22 protein-coding genes are annotated in these 16449 nt (G+C 39.4%); 10 read left to right on the forward strand and 12 right to left on the reverse strand.

Annotation, left to right across the window (positions count from 1 at the left end):
• On the forward strand, window positions 1-293 hold a 293-nt coding region (locus HWQ37_RS16285; protein ID WP_292748672.1), incomplete at its 5' end, for a hypothetical protein.
• Between the two features lie 278 nt (window positions 294-571).
• Here the strand turns inward: HWQ37_RS16285 and HWQ37_RS16290 are convergent.
• Together HWQ37_RS16290 and HWQ37_RS16295 are read right to left on the reverse strand one after the other, a co-directional pair.
• Window positions 572-772: a hypothetical protein gene (locus HWQ37_RS16290; protein ID WP_292748673.1), complete on the reverse strand. Its 201-nt coding sequence runs from the start codon at window positions 770-772 to the stop codon at window positions 572-574.
• Window positions 760-1509 (reverse strand): hypothetical protein, encoded by a 750-nt coding sequence (locus HWQ37_RS16295; protein WP_292748674.1) that lies wholly within the window; start codon window positions 1507-1509, stop codon window positions 760-762. The genes HWQ37_RS16290 and HWQ37_RS16295 overlap by 13 nt, the downstream gene beginning before the upstream one ends.
• 198 nt (window positions 1510-1707) lie before the next feature.
• Here HWQ37_RS16295 and HWQ37_RS16300 point away from each other — a divergent pair, with 198 nt between their 5' ends.
• A complete protein-coding gene (locus HWQ37_RS16300; protein WP_292748675.1) occupies window positions 1708-2397 on the forward strand; it encodes a recombinase family protein in 690 nt (229 codons plus the stop codon).
• A gap of 189 nt (window positions 2398-2586) precedes the next feature.
• Window positions 2587-2970, forward strand: a complete 384-nt coding sequence (locus HWQ37_RS16305; RefSeq protein WP_292748676.1) for a hypothetical protein — start codon at window positions 2587-2589, stop codon at window positions 2968-2970.
• A 136-nt stretch (window positions 2971-3106) separates the two neighbouring features.
• On the opposite strand, the gene HWQ37_RS16310 is transcribed toward HWQ37_RS16305, so the two are convergent.
• The 3 genes from HWQ37_RS16310 to HWQ37_RS16320 all read right to left on the reverse strand — a co-directional run bounded on the left by HWQ37_RS16310 (window position 3107) and on the right by HWQ37_RS16320 (window position 4451).
• Entirely contained in the window at window positions 3107-3529 is a 423-nt protein-coding gene (locus HWQ37_RS16310; protein WP_292748677.1) for an ASCH domain-containing protein, read from the reverse strand.
• A 124-nt stretch (window positions 3530-3653) separates the two neighbouring features.
• Window positions 3654-4196, reverse strand: coding sequence for a hypothetical protein (locus tag HWQ37_RS16315; protein WP_292748678.1), 543 nt, complete (start codon window positions 4194-4196; stop codon window positions 3654-3656).
• On the reverse strand, window positions 4197-4451 hold the full coding sequence (locus tag HWQ37_RS16320; protein WP_292748679.1) for a hypothetical protein: 255 nt from the start codon (window positions 4449-4451) through the stop codon (window positions 4197-4199). It lies immediately after the preceding gene.
• 215 nt (window positions 4452-4666) lie between these two features.
• Between HWQ37_RS16320 and HWQ37_RS16325 the strand changes: the two genes are divergently transcribed.
• Window positions 4667-5050 (forward strand): hypothetical protein, encoded by a 384-nt coding sequence (locus HWQ37_RS16325; RefSeq protein WP_292748681.1) that lies wholly within the window; start codon window positions 4667-4669, stop codon window positions 5048-5050.
• Window positions 5051-5199: 149 nt separating this feature from the next.
• On the opposite strand, the gene HWQ37_RS16330 is transcribed toward HWQ37_RS16325, so the two are convergent.
• Together HWQ37_RS16330 and HWQ37_RS16335 are read right to left on the reverse strand one after the other, a co-directional pair.
• A complete protein-coding gene (locus tag HWQ37_RS16330) occupies window positions 5200-5706 on the reverse strand; it encodes a GNAT family N-acetyltransferase (RefSeq protein ID WP_292748682.1) in 507 nt (168 codons plus the stop codon).
• A 2-nt stretch (window positions 5707-5708) separates the two neighbouring features.
• Complete coding sequence (locus HWQ37_RS16335; RefSeq protein WP_292748683.1) at window positions 5709-5999, reverse strand: type II toxin-antitoxin system TacA family antitoxin; 291 nt, start codon at window positions 5997-5999, stop codon at window positions 5709-5711.
• Between the two features lie 166 nt (window positions 6000-6165).
• Between HWQ37_RS16335 and HWQ37_RS16340 the strand changes: the two genes are divergently transcribed.
• Window positions 6166-6810, forward strand: coding sequence for a tyrosine-type recombinase/integrase (locus HWQ37_RS16340; RefSeq protein ID WP_292748696.1), 645 nt, complete (start codon window positions 6166-6168; stop codon window positions 6808-6810).
• A 55-nt stretch (window positions 6811-6865) separates the two neighbouring features.
• Here the strand turns inward: HWQ37_RS16340 and HWQ37_RS16345 are convergent, their stop codons facing one another.
• The 5 genes from HWQ37_RS16345 to HWQ37_RS16365 all read right to left on the reverse strand — a co-directional run bounded on the left by HWQ37_RS16345 (window position 6866) and on the right by HWQ37_RS16365 (window position 12110).
• Window positions 6866-7435, reverse strand: a complete 570-nt coding sequence (locus tag HWQ37_RS16345; RefSeq protein ID WP_292748684.1) for a hypothetical protein — start codon at window positions 7433-7435, stop codon at window positions 6866-6868.
• A gap of 58 nt (window positions 7436-7493) precedes the next feature.
• Window positions 7494-10964 (reverse strand): plasmid replication protein, CyRepA1 family, encoded by a 3471-nt coding sequence (locus HWQ37_RS16350; RefSeq protein ID WP_292748685.1) that lies wholly within the window; start codon window positions 10962-10964, stop codon window positions 7494-7496.
• 259 nt (window positions 10965-11223) lie between these two features.
• Window positions 11224-11397, reverse strand: a complete 174-nt coding sequence (locus tag HWQ37_RS16355) for a hypothetical protein (RefSeq protein ID WP_292748686.1) — start codon at window positions 11395-11397, stop codon at window positions 11224-11226.
• A gap of 129 nt (window positions 11398-11526) precedes the next feature.
• Entirely contained in the window at window positions 11527-11745 is a 219-nt protein-coding gene (locus HWQ37_RS16360) for a hypothetical protein (RefSeq protein ID WP_292748687.1), read from the reverse strand.
• A gap of 194 nt (window positions 11746-11939) precedes the next feature.
• Window positions 11940-12110: a ribbon-helix-helix domain-containing protein gene (locus HWQ37_RS16365; RefSeq protein ID WP_292748689.1), complete on the reverse strand. Its 171-nt coding sequence runs from the start codon at window positions 12108-12110 to the stop codon at window positions 11940-11942.
• 142 nt (window positions 12111-12252) lie between these two features.
• Between HWQ37_RS16365 and HWQ37_RS16370 the strand changes: the two genes are divergently transcribed.
• From HWQ37_RS16370 to HWQ37_RS16390, 5 genes are all read left to right on the forward strand, one after another.
• Window positions 12253-12759: a hypothetical protein gene (locus HWQ37_RS16370; RefSeq protein ID WP_292748690.1), complete on the forward strand. Its 507-nt coding sequence runs from the start codon at window positions 12253-12255 to the stop codon at window positions 12757-12759.
• Window positions 12760-12770: 11 nt separating this feature from the next.
• A complete protein-coding gene (locus HWQ37_RS16375) occupies window positions 12771-13463 on the forward strand; it encodes a hypothetical protein (protein ID WP_292748691.1) in 693 nt (230 codons plus the stop codon).
• Window positions 13464-13635: 172 nt separating this feature from the next.
• Window positions 13636-14292 carry a hypothetical protein gene (locus HWQ37_RS16380; protein WP_292748693.1) on the forward strand — a complete coding sequence of 219 codons (657 nt, stop codon included), beginning with the start codon at window positions 13636-13638 and terminating at the stop codon, window positions 14290-14292.
• Window positions 14293-14348: 56 nt separating this feature from the next.
• The gene (locus HWQ37_RS16385) at window positions 14349-14927 is read left to right on the forward strand and encodes a hypothetical protein (protein ID WP_292748694.1); all 579 of its coding nucleotides are present in this window, start codon (window positions 14349-14351) and stop codon (window positions 14925-14927) included.
• A 3-nt stretch (window positions 14928-14930) separates the two neighbouring features.
• Window positions 14931-16370, forward strand: a complete 1440-nt coding sequence (locus tag HWQ37_RS16390; protein ID WP_292748695.1) for an ATP-binding protein — start codon at window positions 14931-14933, stop codon at window positions 16368-16370.
• The last annotated feature ends 79 nt before the right edge of the window (window positions 16371-16449 follow it).

The raw sequence follows: 16449 nt of genomic DNA on the forward strand, positions 1-16449 counted from the left end.
CAAGAACACCTGAAGAGAAGGAGGAATTGAGAGGCAGAATAATGCAATTGCTGTCAGACAATAAACCCAGAAATTATAAGGAGATTGAGCAAGAATTGGGCATAAGCCATGTTTGCTTTGAGTTGGATCGATTAATTCATTTAGAAGAAGTATTTCGATTTAACTTGCCAGCACGGGGAAAATATTCATACTACAAAGTAAACAGTCCCTACTTTAGAAGCATTATTTATGTCGAGAATGAAGAGAATAAGATAACAGCCTGCTATCGCCCATATAGCAAAGCGGATTATTAAACTTTGAAATTAAGTAGTAAGGTGCGATTTCACCTGGGGAACATAAAGAAGCTGGCATATCTCAGCCAGCTTTTTTGTATTTTACCAATACTGATGATATCGGCGAACAGCGTAGATATATAAGCTATAAAGATTATTAAAACCCTCCAATTTTTTATCTGATACATAAAGCCTATATTCGTGAAAATTCTCGTAGCTATAGCTTCCTTTGTTCCTCACAATTCGATAGCCTGTATGATTTATTCTCTGCTGAATGTATTTTATGGTTAGTCTCATTTTTATTTATCAGGATTCTTTTCTGCGTTCAGTTTTATCTTAAAATATTTCCTTGAGAGCTTGCTGTCTCCTCTATTAGGATAGTTTTTACTAGTTTCGTAGACAGTAATTAACCCTCTTTTCTCCATCTCCTCAAACAGCCATTGCCAACGCTCCAAATCCTCAGAAGTGGCACTGATACGGATATCATTTATTTCTCCCATTGTTCGCTGATTCCATCTAAGAAGGTAGCGGTTTTTGATTTCCAATCTTGCTGAATCGTACCACCTTGATGTTCTTTCTCTAAAACTTTGATTACATCTTTCCGTGCATCATCTGATATCCAATCATCAGAGTTGGGGTACATCTCTAAAATTTTCTCTTTGATAATAGTTGCACTTATTTTTAATCCTTTCCTTTTTAATCTTGTATAAATAGTATTTGCCTCAGTTCGCAACTCATCTTTTGATAATTGCTTGCCTGCCTGGGGAGAAATTACATTTTCCTCTGTCAGTTCAGGTGCGATCGCATCTTCTTTGTCTTGGAGCATAGGGGAAATGGCATCTTGGTTTGTCATTTCCCCTATGACCGGGGGAGACTCTAGCCTTTCTCCTTGATTTTGTTCCAAAAATTTGACCCTAGTTTTTAAAAACTCAATCTCATTCTCTAACTGGCTTTTCACTTCGTTCATTGCTGTGGCTAGATATGCCGTCCTATTATCAATTTCATCTCTAATTAGTTCGCGGTCAATCGTCCTTGCACTTACTGCTTGGTCAATCTTCTCTGTTATTAATTCTTTGATGTTTGCATTGTGTACAGGCTTGTTTACAGGCTTTGCCCCTATTGCATCCCTTACTAGCCGTGCAATTGTTTGGTTGAGGCTTTCATCTGATTCTTGGAATGCTTGCAGTAGGTCGATTTCAGGGTTATACAGTCTAATAGAAAAAGTCTTGCTTTCCATTGTTTACAGCATTGTGTGCAACTTGTGTACAAATCATATTATAGGTGGCAATGTTTACGGCTGCAAGCATCTGTATATAAGCTGTATACCTTTGTTTACTGCTGTGTACAAGTGTATACAAAATTCATCAAATCTTCTATTTTCCGGCATTCATAGCATCCTATAGTGGTCAAAGGGGCATTAGGACACTATAAAAGTATGGCTACAGCAAGAAAATCAAAAATAATTGACACAAACACGGTGGTAATTTATTGTCGAGTGTCCACTGATCAACAAGAGAAATCGGGGCTAGGGCTGGAAGCACAATTAGACTTGTGCAGGCAAGTAGCCCAACAATTAAATCTAGAAATTATTGGCGAATTCTCCGAGACAATTAGCGGCAAGGCAGACCCCAAAGAACGACCTATTTTCTGTCAAGCCGTGACATTAGCACAAATGAATGGATCGAAGATTTTAGTAGCTAAACTAGACCGCTTCAGTCGTGAAATGTATCATGTCAGTGGCTTTACCCAAAAATATATGTGGGGTAAGGAAACGCCCGATTTATTAATAGCTTCATCGCCTAAAATGAGTCAAATGGAAATTTACATTTGGGCAATGCTGGCAGAACAAGAAAGAAAACAAATAGGTGAGCGTACCCGTGCAGCCTTGGCAGTGAAACGGGAGCAGGGATTTGAATTGGGTAAGGCGGGAAGAACGGCTTCTGTAGCAAAGGCTAGGGCAAATTCGGAAGATGCGATCGCACTGGCGAAACAGCTACGGGGTGAGGGATTGGGCTATTCCAAAATTGCTGATAGACTGAACGAATTAGGGCTGACTACCTCAAAGGGTGGTCAGTGGTACGCGGCGAATATCCGACAAAGATTGATGAGCATTGGCATCAATTAATAAAGCAATCAACTACTATTAATATGCGGTCTAGGAAAGTGCGATCGCATTTTTTTTGGAACGTGTTTTTGGGGTTATATAAGGTTAAGTCACTAAAAGGCTGTCTGTAACAAAATCTTAACTTGCTGTACAACCATATTAAACGAGCCTGTGCCAAGATAGCTACGAATAGTTATTTGGGTGCTTAAAGTGATGAATGCTGAATTCAGTCAACCTATCTACGAAAATTTTAGAGATAAATTTTTAAAAGAAATTTACGGAATAACGACTTCACATGACTTAGAGCTAGTAAAGGCAGAAAAATCGAGTTCGGGAAACAGGCTTCGACTATATCTCCAAAGAATAAACTCTTGGGAAACTGTTTTAACACTAGAACTTGATTTTTCAGAGATGGATAAAGTGATAATAGATTTTCATCCTGATTCTGTTTTTTCAGAAGATTTTGACATTAAAACTGTAAAATGTTTAGATGCTCATTCTATAAAAACTTTTTTAGTTAATTTCGACGTTCTGATAAAAAAGGTTTCTTATCGTTCAACACTTGCTGATTTGCCCATTGGGATGGGATCTTAGAAAGCGCGATCGCATTTCCTCTTGTTGGTAATTTAGAGAATGCGATCGCACTTCTGATTTTAGGGAATTGCTAGGCTTCTAGACTGGCAAGGATGCCAGAATAGCCCCTCCAGAATGCCCTAGAATGCCATTGAAATTACTTGGCAGTATGAATCATCGTCTGTAAAATCTGCCATGCCGACTTGAATACAGCTACTTCATTGCTATCAACAGGTAGCCATAGTATTTGTTGTTTTCCTCTTATCTTCAAGGCATTTTCAAAGAGTACCGGGGTGAGGAATTCGTAGGCGTAGCAGTTGCCTGATTTTGAGCAATCATTTAGATATCCTGCGCCAATTATGTAGCCTCGTTTTGCATCCTTGGCTGACATATCGAGATATTCAAAAGCATAGTCTGATGCCGTTGAAAGCCCAGAATGAAAAAATATCCATCCACGGTATTTAGTCTCTCGATACCGATATTCCTCTCGTTTTTCTCCTAGTGCCAAAGCGTAGGCATAGGGAGCATGACAAGTCATCGCCCTGGTAGTTGCAGGGCAATTATTTGATAGAATGGTCATGATTTTATCCGAATAAAATGTACAAAGCCAGCGCTGTTAAGAAGCGCTGGCTTTCCTAATGATACCATCTTTATTCAGTCTTCACAATCCCTGTAAGTATTGTACCATATAGGGTCTAGCCTTTTCAGTCGTCCTCGTTCTCTCCACTTGAGGTATCATTAATATCCTCTTCACGTTCTATGTCTGCGGTAGCTACGGAGAATTCTATATATTCCAAAGTTGATGACTGCAACACTTTGGAATATAGCCCGTGCTTCAAGGCATTTCTTGATACTATCCTCTTGCCCAGCTTAGTTACTGCCCCGGTGCTATAAATCCACGGCTTACTAATAGCTATTCGTTGCCTCGCTGCTTGCGCTCGTGCATAATCCCAGCCTTTCTTATAAGGCTTTTGTTCCCCCGTGGGAGCTACGCAATAATCTTTAATTTCACAGGATGACTGGGTAGCTACCGAGGTTGTTTTCTTATTCTCAGGATTTAATTTCTCAAGATTCTTTTTCTCAAGTTTTAACTGCCTTTTTATTGCTTTCTGCCTTCGTACTTCTTCAAGGTCACAGAAAGGAGGAAACTTGAATTGTAAAACTTTGGGACTACTCTCAGATTCCCTTTTAAGTCCCTGAAGTTTTTCGATAGTTTCGGGACTTAATTCTCTTTTCTTCTTGGGCATTTACTCACCCTGAAAACGTAACAAGATAGAGTCGATGGAGTCTCCACTTTTTACCATCTTCAATATTTCTTCGTGTGTTTTGGGTGGAGGTGGAGAGGGAGTATCAATTTCAATAATAGGCTGAGAAATTGGTTGTTGTATAGGCTTTGAAAGCTCCTTTTCTCGCTCTGCTTTCAACAAAGCAGTAGCCTCATTCATTCTTTGGATTCGTTTTTCAATTTCGAGCAGTTCTTTATTTAGTTCGGAGAAGTTCATAATATTTTTTTAATATCCATAGGGTAGCTACTATTATTCTTCCCTGTTTCGAGGGAACAAACTGATTAAATTGAGAAACACGAGGTTCAATCCCCCAAAACGGGGGGGTAGCTGGGTGGGAAGTGCGATCGCGTTTTTTTTAGGAAAGATATGGTTGCGTTTGATTTGGGGAATTATCTATTTACTGCCGAATAAGAGAAAGGGAAGTGTAACCGATGCAAGAAATTAATCAGTCAAGGGGGAGATGGAGTTATGGGAGTGGAAAAGGTAAGTTAATGAGGTTACTAAAGAATAGAAAAAAGGTAATTGTTAGAGATACTGATGGTTTAGCAGCTTATGAGAGGATAAAACCTCAAGAACATGGGATTAAGAAGGCTTTACTCGAACGCCCTCTTGTTGCAGATACGTCAGTGATTCTTCAAAGATTAGTAGTAGAAATTCTCCACACATCAACACAGGAAAATGTAAAAGAACTGATACTCACTGCGATGAAAAAAATTAAGTGGGAAACAGAGCTTTTTACCAAACAATTAGAAAGACATATTGTAGAAGCAGAAATGCAAGAAACAGTAGAACAAAAAGAGAGCGAAAGTGCGTAACGATGGCTAGATGCACAACAAAATGCAAACGAACACCTCTGGAGGGCGATCGTTTGCATCCGTGTTGATTATTTTAATCCCTGATAGGGATTTTGTGGTTAATTACAATGAATGTAAAGTGAATATTAAGGAATATAGCTTGTTTTTTTTTATTCAGCGAGATTTTTGATGATAGAACTTAAATTTAGCATCAATGTTAATGGTTCTATAGGTGATGGCTGAAATTTATGTTTTAAGTAAAATTTTTTAGCTTCTTCGTCCTGGGCGTGAACTAAAATACACCTTATACCTGCAATTTGAGCTACTCTCAAAGTACGAAAAATAGCATCTCTAAGTAAACCAGACCCTATACCTTGTTTTCGCCAGTTGATATCAACAGCTAATCTACCAATTAGCATACAAGGTATAGGGTTTGGTGCGTTTTGTTTAGCATTTCTAGTAGCTTGTATATGCGCCACTGAAGAAGTAGCTAGGCAATAATAGCCAATTACTTTATTTTCAACAGTTACCACATAAGTTCTGGCAGTATCTCCTTCATTCTTTAATGATTTCTCCTTCAGCCACACGTTCAAAGCATCTGATTTACAATTAAAATCTGATACATCATGCTCAGAAGTAAGTGGCTGAGGAGGGTTAATAATTTTTGTTTGTTCCATTATTAATCCCAAGGAGATTTAGTTGTTAAGAACTTACGCAGTTCTTCATCTACTTTAGGAGGAGAATCTAGAATAGCCATAAACTCTTGATATCTTTCCTCATCTAAAGCAAAGAAAGTGTTATCACAGATAACATTCTCTGCTTCTCGGCAAGCCACTTCTAACATAAAATCAGAACGAGTTTTACCTAGAATTGTTGCTGCGTGATCAATTAAATCCCGTTGTATTTGTTGAACTCTGATGTTAATTACCTGGTCACGACCAGGATTATCCAATTTAGAACTGGTAAGCATCTCTAAATTATTCCTAGTTCTATCGTACTTTTTTAATATAGCACCATGTATATACACCGTCAACACATCCACAGTTGCCACTCACTAATCTTGGTCAACCACTTTTGGGGTTAATATGAGGTCAAAAAGGTTGTAGGCTGTGGATCGTAGGGTCTACACAGACGCGATGAAAATCAATCGACACGGACGCGCCAAAGTTCTAACGCAGTCAGAGATACAGCTAATTTTCAGTCATGGGTTAGACAACGATCGTGATAAGACCTTGTTCGGTGTCTGCCTATTCAGTGCCTGTAGAATCCGCGAATGCTGTACCCTGTTCACCCAAGACATCTACACACCCAAGGGCAGTGTCAGACCCAGGCTGATTATTAGGAAATCAAACACGAAGGGGAAGCTGGCTACTAGGTCAATACCAGTAATTGAAGACCTACGGCGGTTACTGGTTGAATACTACCCACTGGCAGGGGATGTTTACCTGTTCCCCGGTCGCAGTGATGGACACATCAGCGAAGACTCAGCTTCTAGGATTTTGAGAGGAGCTTGCAAACAAGCCGGGATAATTGGCGTGTCTACCCACAGCTTCAGGCGTACCGCTTTAACCCAGATGAGTAATGCTGGTATTCCCTTGAGGGTGATACAGGAGATTAGTGGACATCGGAATTTGGAACAGTTGCAGCGTTATTTGGAAGTGACAGACGCTCAGGTGTTAGGGGCGGCGGCGGCATTGTCTATGCTGTCACCAGTTGGGGAGAATATCGGGAAATGGAGTTTTGACGACATTGAAGTGAAACAGCCGCACAGTATGGATTAAGACCATACTACACAGGTCAAACAATGCTGCACATATCGCAGAAACAATAGGGTATTCAATCATCCTCCTCAATGACACATTTTTTCTTCCGCCAACCATCACTCATATCTACAAGCGAGGTGAAATTATCGACTGCATAATTAGGGAGCAACGAACAGCAGAAAGATATACCTTTCTCCCCTCCAGCAACTTTTATTAATCTTCCTAGATGAATCAATCGTTGCTGTGTGCCTTCGGAAGTATTTATCCGCTTTTTATCTTGAGGATAGATTTCTAGAAGTTCTTCAATCCAGAAAATTAAAGATAGTGCGCTGCCATAATTGATGCTTAGTTTCTTTGCAATCTGTTTGGCATATTTTAATGATGATTGGTCGTCTCTTTGTTTATTTTCCTTTTCCAAAAGTTGACCCAATTCTTTTACTAGCTGTTGTTGCTGTCGCTCCAAAACTAATTCGTCAGCATCCATTGTTTTATCCCTTTTATTAATTATTATTCCAGAAGCATCAATCAAAATAAGTTGGGGGCAGCTACGATCCGGGGGAAGTGCGATCGCGTTTTCTGCCCCTTGGTTGTCCACACCACCCCCCAGTTTTTTACCGATAAATGTCTTTTTTCTTTGTGACACCCCTTTGTGATTTTTGGTTGATATAAAGAAAATCGCAAGGGGGTGTCACAAAAAAGCCTTATGTAGCAAGGTTTTCAGCTACACTTCCGCTAGTTGTAAATTTTGGGATGCGATATCTCTCAGGATGTGGGGGGTCAAAAATTTCGCTGGTCTGGTTGTCCAGATAATCATCCTGGCACGGCCTGCGACTATCCATATATGGGAGGATGGTTGAAAAAACTATCTCCCAATAGGATTTATCGATTTCATATTCCCGTTCCCAGCCTCCGCCGACTCGCTTATTTTCATTAGTGGTCAGTATCCCCAGTTTGGATAAAATCAATCCCACAATCTCTGTGTCACTCTGTTTGAATCCTTCTTTGTCCTTCTCAAATTTGATTTTGATACCTAGCCAGCTATCCATAGATTTGTAGTTAGCTCTGGCAATCTTTGCGATAGCCTTTGCCCAATCACTGCTCTTGCTGTAGTTATTTCCAGCGTTAAGATAAGCAAGGAATTCTGGGATTTGAAGCTTCTTAAGTAGCTCCCGTTTCTTCAGGTAATGCGACCTATCTGTAATGATTGGGTTTATCTTCCTGTCGCGCATCTCAAATGCGATCGCACTTTCATCATCTGTTAGAAGAATATGCAGAAGAGTAAGCCCCGTGGTGATTTTACGAGTGCGTTCGAGCTTTATTGTCCCTGCGTCAATTGGTATCCCTAGAGTCTTCGCTAGTCGGGTTTTAAAGACTTCCCGTTGCTTCTGCTTATCAAGGTTTCCTTTTTGGCGGATAGCTTCAATATATTCATCATCAGTTAGGATTCTCGCCTCTGCCTTAGCAATATCTTCTTTCTCCTTAAGTTCTTTCTTTGTGGCTTTCTGTGATGCAAGTACGCCGTCATTCTCTGTTTTATCCTCTGAATCATCAAGAAATTCTAATTCATATCCTGCCTCAGTTAGCCTGTCTACTAATGTCTGATACGGATTGGCTCTACTTGCATTACTCCGAGCGTTAATTACTCCCCAAAGTTTGAGAAATGCTTGGTCATATTCATTAAAGCTACCATCAGGGTTAGGGTAAAGTCCTGCTTCGATTAATCGGCTGATATTGTCACAGAAATAAGTGTTAGATTCATTATTTTTATTGACTAGCTCTAGCACTAATTGGTCAGCATCAATTTTAAAGTTGCGTTTTTTGATATCGCAATAAATTTCTGAGTCACAATTTGGACGGTATCGAGAGAATTGTTGGCACTGGTCACTAGCCGCAAATACATCACCTGTAAAAATGCCGAATCGTTTCTCGTAGTGTGGTTTTGATAAGTCGATGCCAGTCCCCAAAGTGCCTGTATAGCAAAGGTTAGCGCTTTCAGTGTAGAGCGAGTCAATATTTTTGATATACTCTCGTACCTGTTCTTCCTGTGAATTATCCCCATGAATTATGTCTGTTGATTTGCGGAATTCATCATTTAAAGTACTCTCTTGAAGTGCTAATAAATCTGATTTGTTCTCAAATGCTGCAATAGTTTTTTGACCATCTGCTAATGACTCATATAACCTTTTAAGTGTTGCGCCCTTATCCTTACTAATTTTTATCTTCCTTCCCAATCCTTGTTTCTTGGTGTGATGAATGATAAATGTTTTTTCTAGTTCTACATCTACCTTCTCAGCATTCCTAATTGCTTCTAAGAATTCCAATGTTGAATCTGATAAATCAGCATCGGCAAAGATAAGATACTCTGCATTCCTGATAAGCCATACAAGTTTACGGAAGTAGGTCATCCGTAAATTACCCTTAAGGTTTTTGTTGTTGACTAAGCTATTTAATATTTGCTCAATTTCATCTAGGGTAAGTATATATCGCTGTTCTAGATAAATTTCTGTTTTCAATAATGCACCGACACTAATATCAGTTATCGCTAGCCTGTCACATCCTATCAAGCCCCATTTCTGCTCTTTGGCTAGATGATGATGCGTTAGACCGTACTTCTCGGAAGTATTGAAGAGTAGGCTATTTAAATGCCCAATTTGGACTACTTTGTTATAGGGGTACTGCTTGATTAAGCTTGCTATTAAATGTGACTTCCCTGTTCCCCAGTCCCCTTTAATTCCTATTAGTCCTTGCGGTAAGTCCTTGAGTTTAATATCAGGAAAGTAGCCTTCACTTACTAATATGTTTGGCTCTCTAGTGAAGTGATGCCGCGCTACTTTCTTCCGTTTCGCCTCATAATCTACAAAATATTCTTCTTTAGTCTTTTGATAGTCTTGTTTTTTATCAGGGAATACCACCCCGTTGATTTTGGCTAATTCAATTAGGCTTTTATAGATGTCCTTGTTACAGCAATTATTAAAGCATTGGAATGCCCCATTGTCTTGGCGTACTGTTAACGAGGTTGTGCTGATACCGTTGTGTGCTGGACATTTAGCTTCTAGCCAGTCGTTGTTTTTTACCCGATATCCTTCACAATATTGAATTAAATTCCGGGCATCGTATGGGCTGTTTACGTCATCAAATCCTATCGCGTAGCTACCATCATATTGCTTTTTAGTCTTCTGTTTCTTCTCTTTCTTATTCTTTTCTTCTAGCTCCTTAGCTACTAATTTAGGCAGTAGTTCAAGTAGCCATTGAGGAGCAATTGCAATTTCGATATCTTCTGGTGAGTTTATCCACTTATAGCTACCAGTTTCAGGATGTCGGGAGGGTGGTAGACATGATTGCATCCTGTTATAGCGAAATTCTAATTGCTCACCTGGATTGCATTTTAAATCATCTGTTTGATTTACTACTGCCTTAGTGAATTGGGTTAATAGTTTTCTATGTTCATCTGGGATTTGAAATAGTAATTGCTGTCTACCCTTTTTACCAGAAGTAAAGCTTACTGTTTCTGGTAGCTCCCCACCGCTATGTTTTTCTAGTACGGGTTGTGCGCTGCTACCATCTACATCAATGGCAAGAATTCCATTTGAAGGGTCGCCTGTTCTTAGCCCAAATCCTGAAGCATAAATAGTGTATTCTCCGCCGTGCTTGTTTATTCCAGAATGCCCGTCTTGAATTTCTGATTTTATTAATTCCCTATCTACAGTTGTTTCATTCTGCCAATTTTCTCTATAAGGTTTTTTATCCCTCAGAGGAGTTATTGAGTAATCTTCAGGTAAAATATCAATCTCATCTACCAGAATTGAAGAGTTGGATACTGGGTCAAATGGTTTCCAGTCAGCTACCTTCCTGTAGAATTCTGCATACCCATGTTCATCACTAAATTTAATTAAGTGATAAATTCCTTGTTTGCCAATTTCCTCTGCTGCCTCTCGCGTAGCTACCGAATAGCAAAGGCTATGCTGCTTGTTAGGAATGCCAATTCCGCACCTACCTGATGTGTCTTTGCAATGGGTACAAGTTTGCTTCTGGGTTGTGGGAATGTAGGCAGGTGGTAAATATTTGGAAGGTGCGATCGCGCTTTCAGACTTGCCGTTATTGGCTTCTTTATTTATAATTAGTGCAGCAGAAGCTTGCCGTTCGTTTGATTCGATATTTGAAAAATTAGACATAGTGAAAGGTGATAATCGTGGTGGGTTATCGCCTTTTGCTTTTCAGTTTTACAAGGATTTTTTACTTTCTCTCTCGCTTTACTTTCTCTCTCGCTTTCTCTTTGCAGTTGATTGGCTAAATTGTGCTATACTAGCCTTAGAAATTTTCTTGATTGATTCCTTGTAAAAGCCTGTGCAAAAGGGCGGTTGGAGTCAGTCATTTTTTTTTGCGTGTTTATACAATCAAAAAAGCTGACCCGGTGTTAGGTGCGTTCGCACTCTAGGAAGCGAGTTTATTACGCTCCATATATTCAAGCAGAGCTACACGTACCAAGCCATTAACGGTAGTCCCGGCTTTTTTGGCTACAGCTTTTATGTCAACTGAGGCAGGTTGCCGGATACTAAAATTTGTTTGGGTGTCTGTGAGATTTGTTCTCTTGGGCTTATTTGGCATTTTGAAAAATCCTTATTTCTCTGTTTAAATCTTACGCTTTGTAATACAGATTGACAATAGCAAGACTCAAAAAGATTGACATCAATTTGTTGCTTTTCTTTTGTCATATAATACGTTACGGCAAGAGTTTCACCCATTAGTTGCTATTAATAAATAATCCTTAAAAGTAGCTACCATACTACCAGTGTTGACTAATCTTTCATTCTCAGATGCACTTTGACCCCCAAAGATAGAGCCTAAATGTTGCAATCTCTCCCGTGATGGCTCGGCGGCCAGTCGGGGAGAGGTGCGATCGCACCTGGGGGAGAACCAAGGCAGGGCAAGGGGTAAAGGGGAAGGGATAAACATCTGTCCACATACCCCAAGGTGGGTACTATTTAGGCTTGGCAATGGTTCTAGCCGTCGATACGTAAGATAGTTAATTTTTGTTTCAAGGTTTCTGATAGGTCGGAACCTTTGACTAAATCCACCTCGATATACCCAATTGCTTGAATAAAGCTATTCGAGCATGGCAAGAACCTGGAATAGGGTGAAATGTGCTTTTATTTACCTTCCTCCCTTTTCTCTCTGGTTTCAAATGCCTCGCCGCACAGATGTACAATCTGCTGTGAGACTGTTCTAGTCTCCCTTTCAGCCGCTAAAGCAATCTTTTCATATAGTGCATCTGGAAAATTTACGGTTACACGCTTTGATTTATATCTATCAATAGTCATTAGTTACATAAAAATAAATTCCTCACCATCATATTGCATTCCTGTTGAATGTTTTTGAGCTAGTAGCTGCTACTAGCATTTATTTCATGCTACACTAGTTTTTGAACAGATTCAAGTGATTGGAGATACCAGAAATCTAATCATGGCTAGTAAAAAATATTGCACCAAACACCGAGGACTGAAAGAACTTTATGAAAGGACATACCAGAAGAAAATAGCTGATGTTAGCTGGTATCGCCTTGTCTCCCAACTAAAACAATTCATGAATTTCTCTGTTGAGGCACACAATGCAGCTTCGACTATAAAGACCATTGCAAACATGAAACGCTCCCATAGAAACTTTAGGATTTCTAGCGAAAGTTTCCAAGAGTGTTGGGATTTATTTCAGCATTATTATCAGCAGAAGAAACAATCAACCTGTGCTGAGTTCTTAGCTGATTTGTCCCAAAAATTAGACCTTAGCCTAGTGTCCAAAACGAGTGTTTACAACTGGTTTACAAATGCTGGAATTCCCTACAGGCATGAGAAAAAGTATTCAACATCCGATTTAGCCTTAGTAGCTTTTCAAGCCGCTAAATGCCTCAAATCTCGTGAAATCAAACGAGTAGAGAAAGCAGTTCAAACAATTGATGCACTTGTAGCCAAATAGGAGAAGAAACGATGACTAAGTTCTACAACAATGTAAAATCTCGCCTAAATAAGAAGGGCATCAACGGATTTACTAAAGCTGACTACTTAGAAGTAGCCGAGCAATTAGGAATTGTTGACTTAGACGCTGTAAATACTGACCAAATAATAGCAGGAGTAGAACTCTTAGAATCAAAACGTAGCTCCCAACTGGTAAACGCGATCGCACCCACCACGGAACAACTCGCTACTCAATATCAAGAAGCTGAAACCCTTACCCAGCAAAAAACAGAGGAAGAGGGAGTAAGCGCGATCGCACCTCTGGGAGAGGACACCAACGAGAGTGCAATTACCCATCTAGATGAAAAAAATAATTCATCAGAATTAACCCTATCTAATGCCGATGAATTGATACAGATAGCAATAGAAAATGCACCGTCTGACATTAAACAGAATCTATTGATCCAATATGCAGAGAGAGAATTTCAATCGGCATCTGAACTAATAGCATTCAAACATCAAATTGATAGCCAGATTGATGAATTCTTGGCTAATGAGTTGCATCAAACGGCTACTGATAGGAATGCTAAATGGGAGAAGCTACAGCAGAAGATTACAACAAACGCTGACAAGAATTTAGCAGAGAGGAAGCAAGCACAATCAACCTTTCTCAGCAACTTACAGGCAAGAATTGCAGAATTCTCAGTCAGCAAGCAAGAAAACTGATGCATTTCAAATCCTCGCAGGAGGAATCATATTAGTATCACTGCTGCTTGCAACTAACGGGATAATTCAAGCACTGCAATATTACTATCTGCCCACAAAAGTAGAGCAACGACTTAGAGAGAAGAAATTGATTGATTATTGTCCCTTAAATATCCCATTGGAGAAGTGTTAAATGGTAAAGGCAAAATACATCAAAGACCACGTTACAGGCTACGGTAAAAATATTAGCCGTGCTACTAATCAAAAGTTTGGAATTTCCAATCAACTAATTGTAAAAGCTGCAATGGGTGATGAAAAATCGCTTACTCAGATAGCAGATATGGGCAAGTTGGGCGAAAGATTAGCCCTTGCAATGCCCACTATCAAAGAGCATCTGAAGACCTATATTCAGGGCAACACACAATACAATCAAGCACTAGCAGAAATATATAAGGAAGGCAGTAAGGGAGCGTTAGCAATTGATAAAGCCGCGTCAGATGTCACCTTAGAAAATACCAAGTTTAATAATTTACTTGAGGAGTACAAGGAAAAGTTATTTGTTTCCCTAGAGGCTGAAACTATCCGTCACGAAGACCAGATGGACGTAATCAAACTTCAGGCTTGGGTTGATGCCCAAATGAAGACAATTGACGCTCAAGTGCAGCAAGAAGGTATCTCTAATAAGCCTTTTATTGCACAGTTAAAAGCTGATGAGGACTATGAAAATAAAAAGATTCAGCATATTTTAGAACACGGCAGTCAAAAAGATTTAAGCCTAATACCTCGCAAGCAGTATGTTAGTAATCCCCTGAAAAAGATGTGGGATGGAGTGCGAGACTTCTTCAGTTAATTAAAAAAATCCCCCTATGTCAGTAGGGGGATAAAAACATAAATCGTGTTTTCATTATGCAACAAATTCTTGACGATTTTACGGAAGAAGAAAAAAATAATTACCCAATCGAACAAGACGATAGTTTTACCCCTGATCAAATAGAAGCAATCCTAGAACACAAGAAGTTAGCAGAGAAGAAGATTGCTAAAAATAATTCTGTGTTACGTGGGCTGGAGACTTTCTTTTGGGGAATTAGCAGCTATTCATTATGTAAATGGTTGATTCTAAACCTGGGGACTAATGGTATTAGTCTTGCGGTCGCACTCGCATTAATTACTAATCAAATTGTTAATCGGGATTGCTTAGATAGTTTTAATTTAAATAGAAAAGATGGACAGTGGGAGACAACAGGCATGGATAAATTATTTAAATTTATATTTGGAGTTTTCGCAAGTGCTTTTGTAGCTTGGAGTTCAATCGGTAATTTTGTCGGGATGGTTCAGGATTCTAAAGCAACATACAACGTTTTAAATAGTGCAATTGAAGAATTTAATAGCTACTCAAATAAACAGCAGGAAGAAGCAATAAAAGGTTTTGTAATGGGTGGTTCAGCCGTTGTCTTGATTATTTTTGTTGCAAAAGGTAAAAGCTAAATTATGAAAAAGTTGTTACCCATCATTACAGCCCTTGGGGTAGCTACCTCGTTATCCTCGGCTATCTATCTAGGGCAGATTAATGATTTTAGTTTCCCCCAAGTAACTGTTAAATTCTGTCCTGAGACAGCTAATAAAAAACGCAAAAACCGGGAAGAGTCGCAAGCTAAACTAGACCGTAAATATTGCAGATATCGGCGTAGATTATTAAAGGAAGTTTGGGAGGCTGAACAATTTAGAGCAGCTATCCCATTATCAGAGGGATCATTTTCTATTCAAGAGTTTAGAGGTGATAAATCGGGAAGTCCTTGGCTATTACTAGCCCCCGTGTTGGCTGGCAGTGCTTATTTAGCTTGGTCTGATAAATGCAAATCCGATTATGATGAAAAGTTTGAGCAACTAGAAGGTCTAAAAAGTTATTTTAAACTAATAACTGTATCTGCAAGAAACGAGAGACAATTTAAAGCTACAGCTATCAATCAGTCATGGGATACGCAACGGGTCAAAGCTGGTCAAATTTCTATTGATGCCGTACAAGACAGACTTAAGAAACAATCAGAAATTCAAGATAGAAGTCATTCTTCCACGGTCAAGCAATTCGATTTAAACGATAGCCAGATTGATAAAACTATCGCTGAAAATCAGGTAGCAGTAGCAGAAGCAGCAAAGAAACTTACTAAGCTACAAGGTCAAGAAATCAATGATAAATTTGACAGCAATAGGCTATCCAGTCAACAGTTAAAAAATAGCATTATTGAAGCATTGAAAAATCATGAGGATGGGTGGCTGTGGAAGGTAATCAACAATAAAAAGCCTATTTGGGTACTTGGCGAAGCTGGTAGCGGTAAATCAACGCTAGCAGCATCAATTATCATGCTTCGCCAATACTTATTTGATATGCCACTGTACCAACTGATAGACATTCATGCAGGGGATAATTTGAAGAAGGCATGGAAGTATCTAAACCCTCAGCTTGTTGCCCAAAGTGAGGAAGAAATAAGCGGAGCGTTTGACGATGCCCGTGAACGCTGGCTAGATAGAATTAATAATCAAACTGATAAGAAGCAGCAACAATTATTAGTTGATGAATTTACTAACTATTCTGATTCAGATATTGTCAAAGAACCTGCTAGAAAATTTGTAAAAGCATCTCTGAGTGACCCCAGGAAGGCAGAGGAACGGCTAGTTTGCATTGCCCATTATTTTACTAATACTGCTGCTGGTGGTGGAACTGGCTCATCCAAGGGGAGAGCGAGAGGGACAATTCAAATAGATCGTAAAACAGCCGATGGGGACACGCCTTTAAGCGTAGCATCCTTGAATGGATTGAACGATTCAGAAGGTGAAGCAGAAGTAGATAAGAAAATTCTTATTCCTAACTGGCTAACACCTGATAAAATACATAATCATTTCAATAATAAACCTATCAATTTGAATGAATAATTATGAGCATAGAAAATTGGCGCACAAGAACACCTGAAGAGAAGGAGGAATTGAGAGGCAGAATAATGCAATTGCTGTC

This window comes from Nostoc sp. NMS4 (genome assembly GCF_017115095.1).
In the GTDB taxonomy this organism is placed as follows: Bacteria; Cyanobacteriota; Cyanobacteriia; order Cyanobacteriales; family Nostocaceae; genus Nostoc.

Excerpts from the sequence above, each read along its gene's own strand:
- HWQ37_RS16290 (WP_292748673.1), bottom strand. The coding sequence starts at position 772 with ATGGGAGAAATAAATGATATCCGTATCAGTGCCACTTCTGAGGATTTG.
- HWQ37_RS16315 (WP_292748678.1), bottom strand. The coding sequence starts at position 4,196 with ATGCCCAAGAAGAAAAGAGAATTAAGTCCCGAAACTATCGAAAAACTT.
- HWQ37_RS16350 (WP_292748685.1), bottom strand. The coding sequence starts at position 10,964 with ATGTCTAATTTTTCAAATATCGAATCAAACGAACGGCAAGCTTCTGCT.
- HWQ37_RS16370 (WP_292748690.1), top strand. The coding sequence starts at position 12,253 with ATGGCTAGTAAAAAATATTGCACCAAACACCGAGGACTGAAAGAACTT.
- HWQ37_RS16295 (WP_292748674.1), bottom strand. The coding sequence starts at position 1,509 with ATGGAAAGCAAGACTTTTTCTATTAGACTGTATAACCCTGAAATCGAC.
- HWQ37_RS16375 (WP_292748691.1), top strand. The coding sequence starts at position 12,771 with ATGACTAAGTTCTACAACAATGTAAAATCTCGCCTAAATAAGAAGGGC.
- HWQ37_RS16340 (WP_292748696.1), top strand. The coding sequence starts at position 6,166 with ATGAAAATCAATCGACACGGACGCGCCAAAGTTCTAACGCAGTCAGAG.
- HWQ37_RS16380 (WP_292748693.1), top strand. The coding sequence starts at position 13,636 with ATGGTAAAGGCAAAATACATCAAAGACCACGTTACAGGCTACGGTAAA.
- HWQ37_RS16365 (WP_292748689.1), bottom strand. The coding sequence starts at position 12,110 with ATGACTATTGATAGATATAAATCAAAGCGTGTAACCGTAAATTTTCCA.
- HWQ37_RS16385 (WP_292748694.1), top strand. The coding sequence starts at position 14,349 with ATGCAACAAATTCTTGACGATTTTACGGAAGAAGAAAAAAATAATTAC.
- HWQ37_RS16300 (WP_292748675.1), top strand. The coding sequence starts at position 1,708 with ATGGCTACAGCAAGAAAATCAAAAATAATTGACACAAACACGGTGGTA.
- HWQ37_RS16355 (WP_292748686.1), bottom strand. The coding sequence starts at position 11,397 with ATGCCAAATAAGCCCAAGAGAACAAATCTCACAGACACCCAAACAAAT.
- HWQ37_RS16325 (WP_292748681.1), top strand. The coding sequence starts at position 4,667 with ATGCAAGAAATTAATCAGTCAAGGGGGAGATGGAGTTATGGGAGTGGA.
- HWQ37_RS16310 (WP_292748677.1), bottom strand. The coding sequence starts at position 3,529 with ATGACCATTCTATCAAATAATTGCCCTGCAACTACCAGGGCGATGACT.
- HWQ37_RS16360 (WP_292748687.1), bottom strand. The coding sequence starts at position 11,745 with ATGTTTATCCCTTCCCCTTTACCCCTTGCCCTGCCTTGGTTCTCCCCC.
- HWQ37_RS16390 (WP_292748695.1), top strand. The coding sequence starts at position 14,931 with ATGAAAAAGTTGTTACCCATCATTACAGCCCTTGGGGTAGCTACCTCG.
- HWQ37_RS16335 (WP_292748683.1), bottom strand. The coding sequence starts at position 5,999 with ATGCTTACCAGTTCTAAATTGGATAATCCTGGTCGTGACCAGGTAATT.
- HWQ37_RS16330 (WP_292748682.1), bottom strand. The coding sequence starts at position 5,706 with ATGGAACAAACAAAAATTATTAACCCTCCTCAGCCACTTACTTCTGAG.
- HWQ37_RS16320 (WP_292748679.1), bottom strand. The coding sequence starts at position 4,451 with ATGAACTTCTCCGAACTAAATAAAGAACTGCTCGAAATTGAAAAACGA.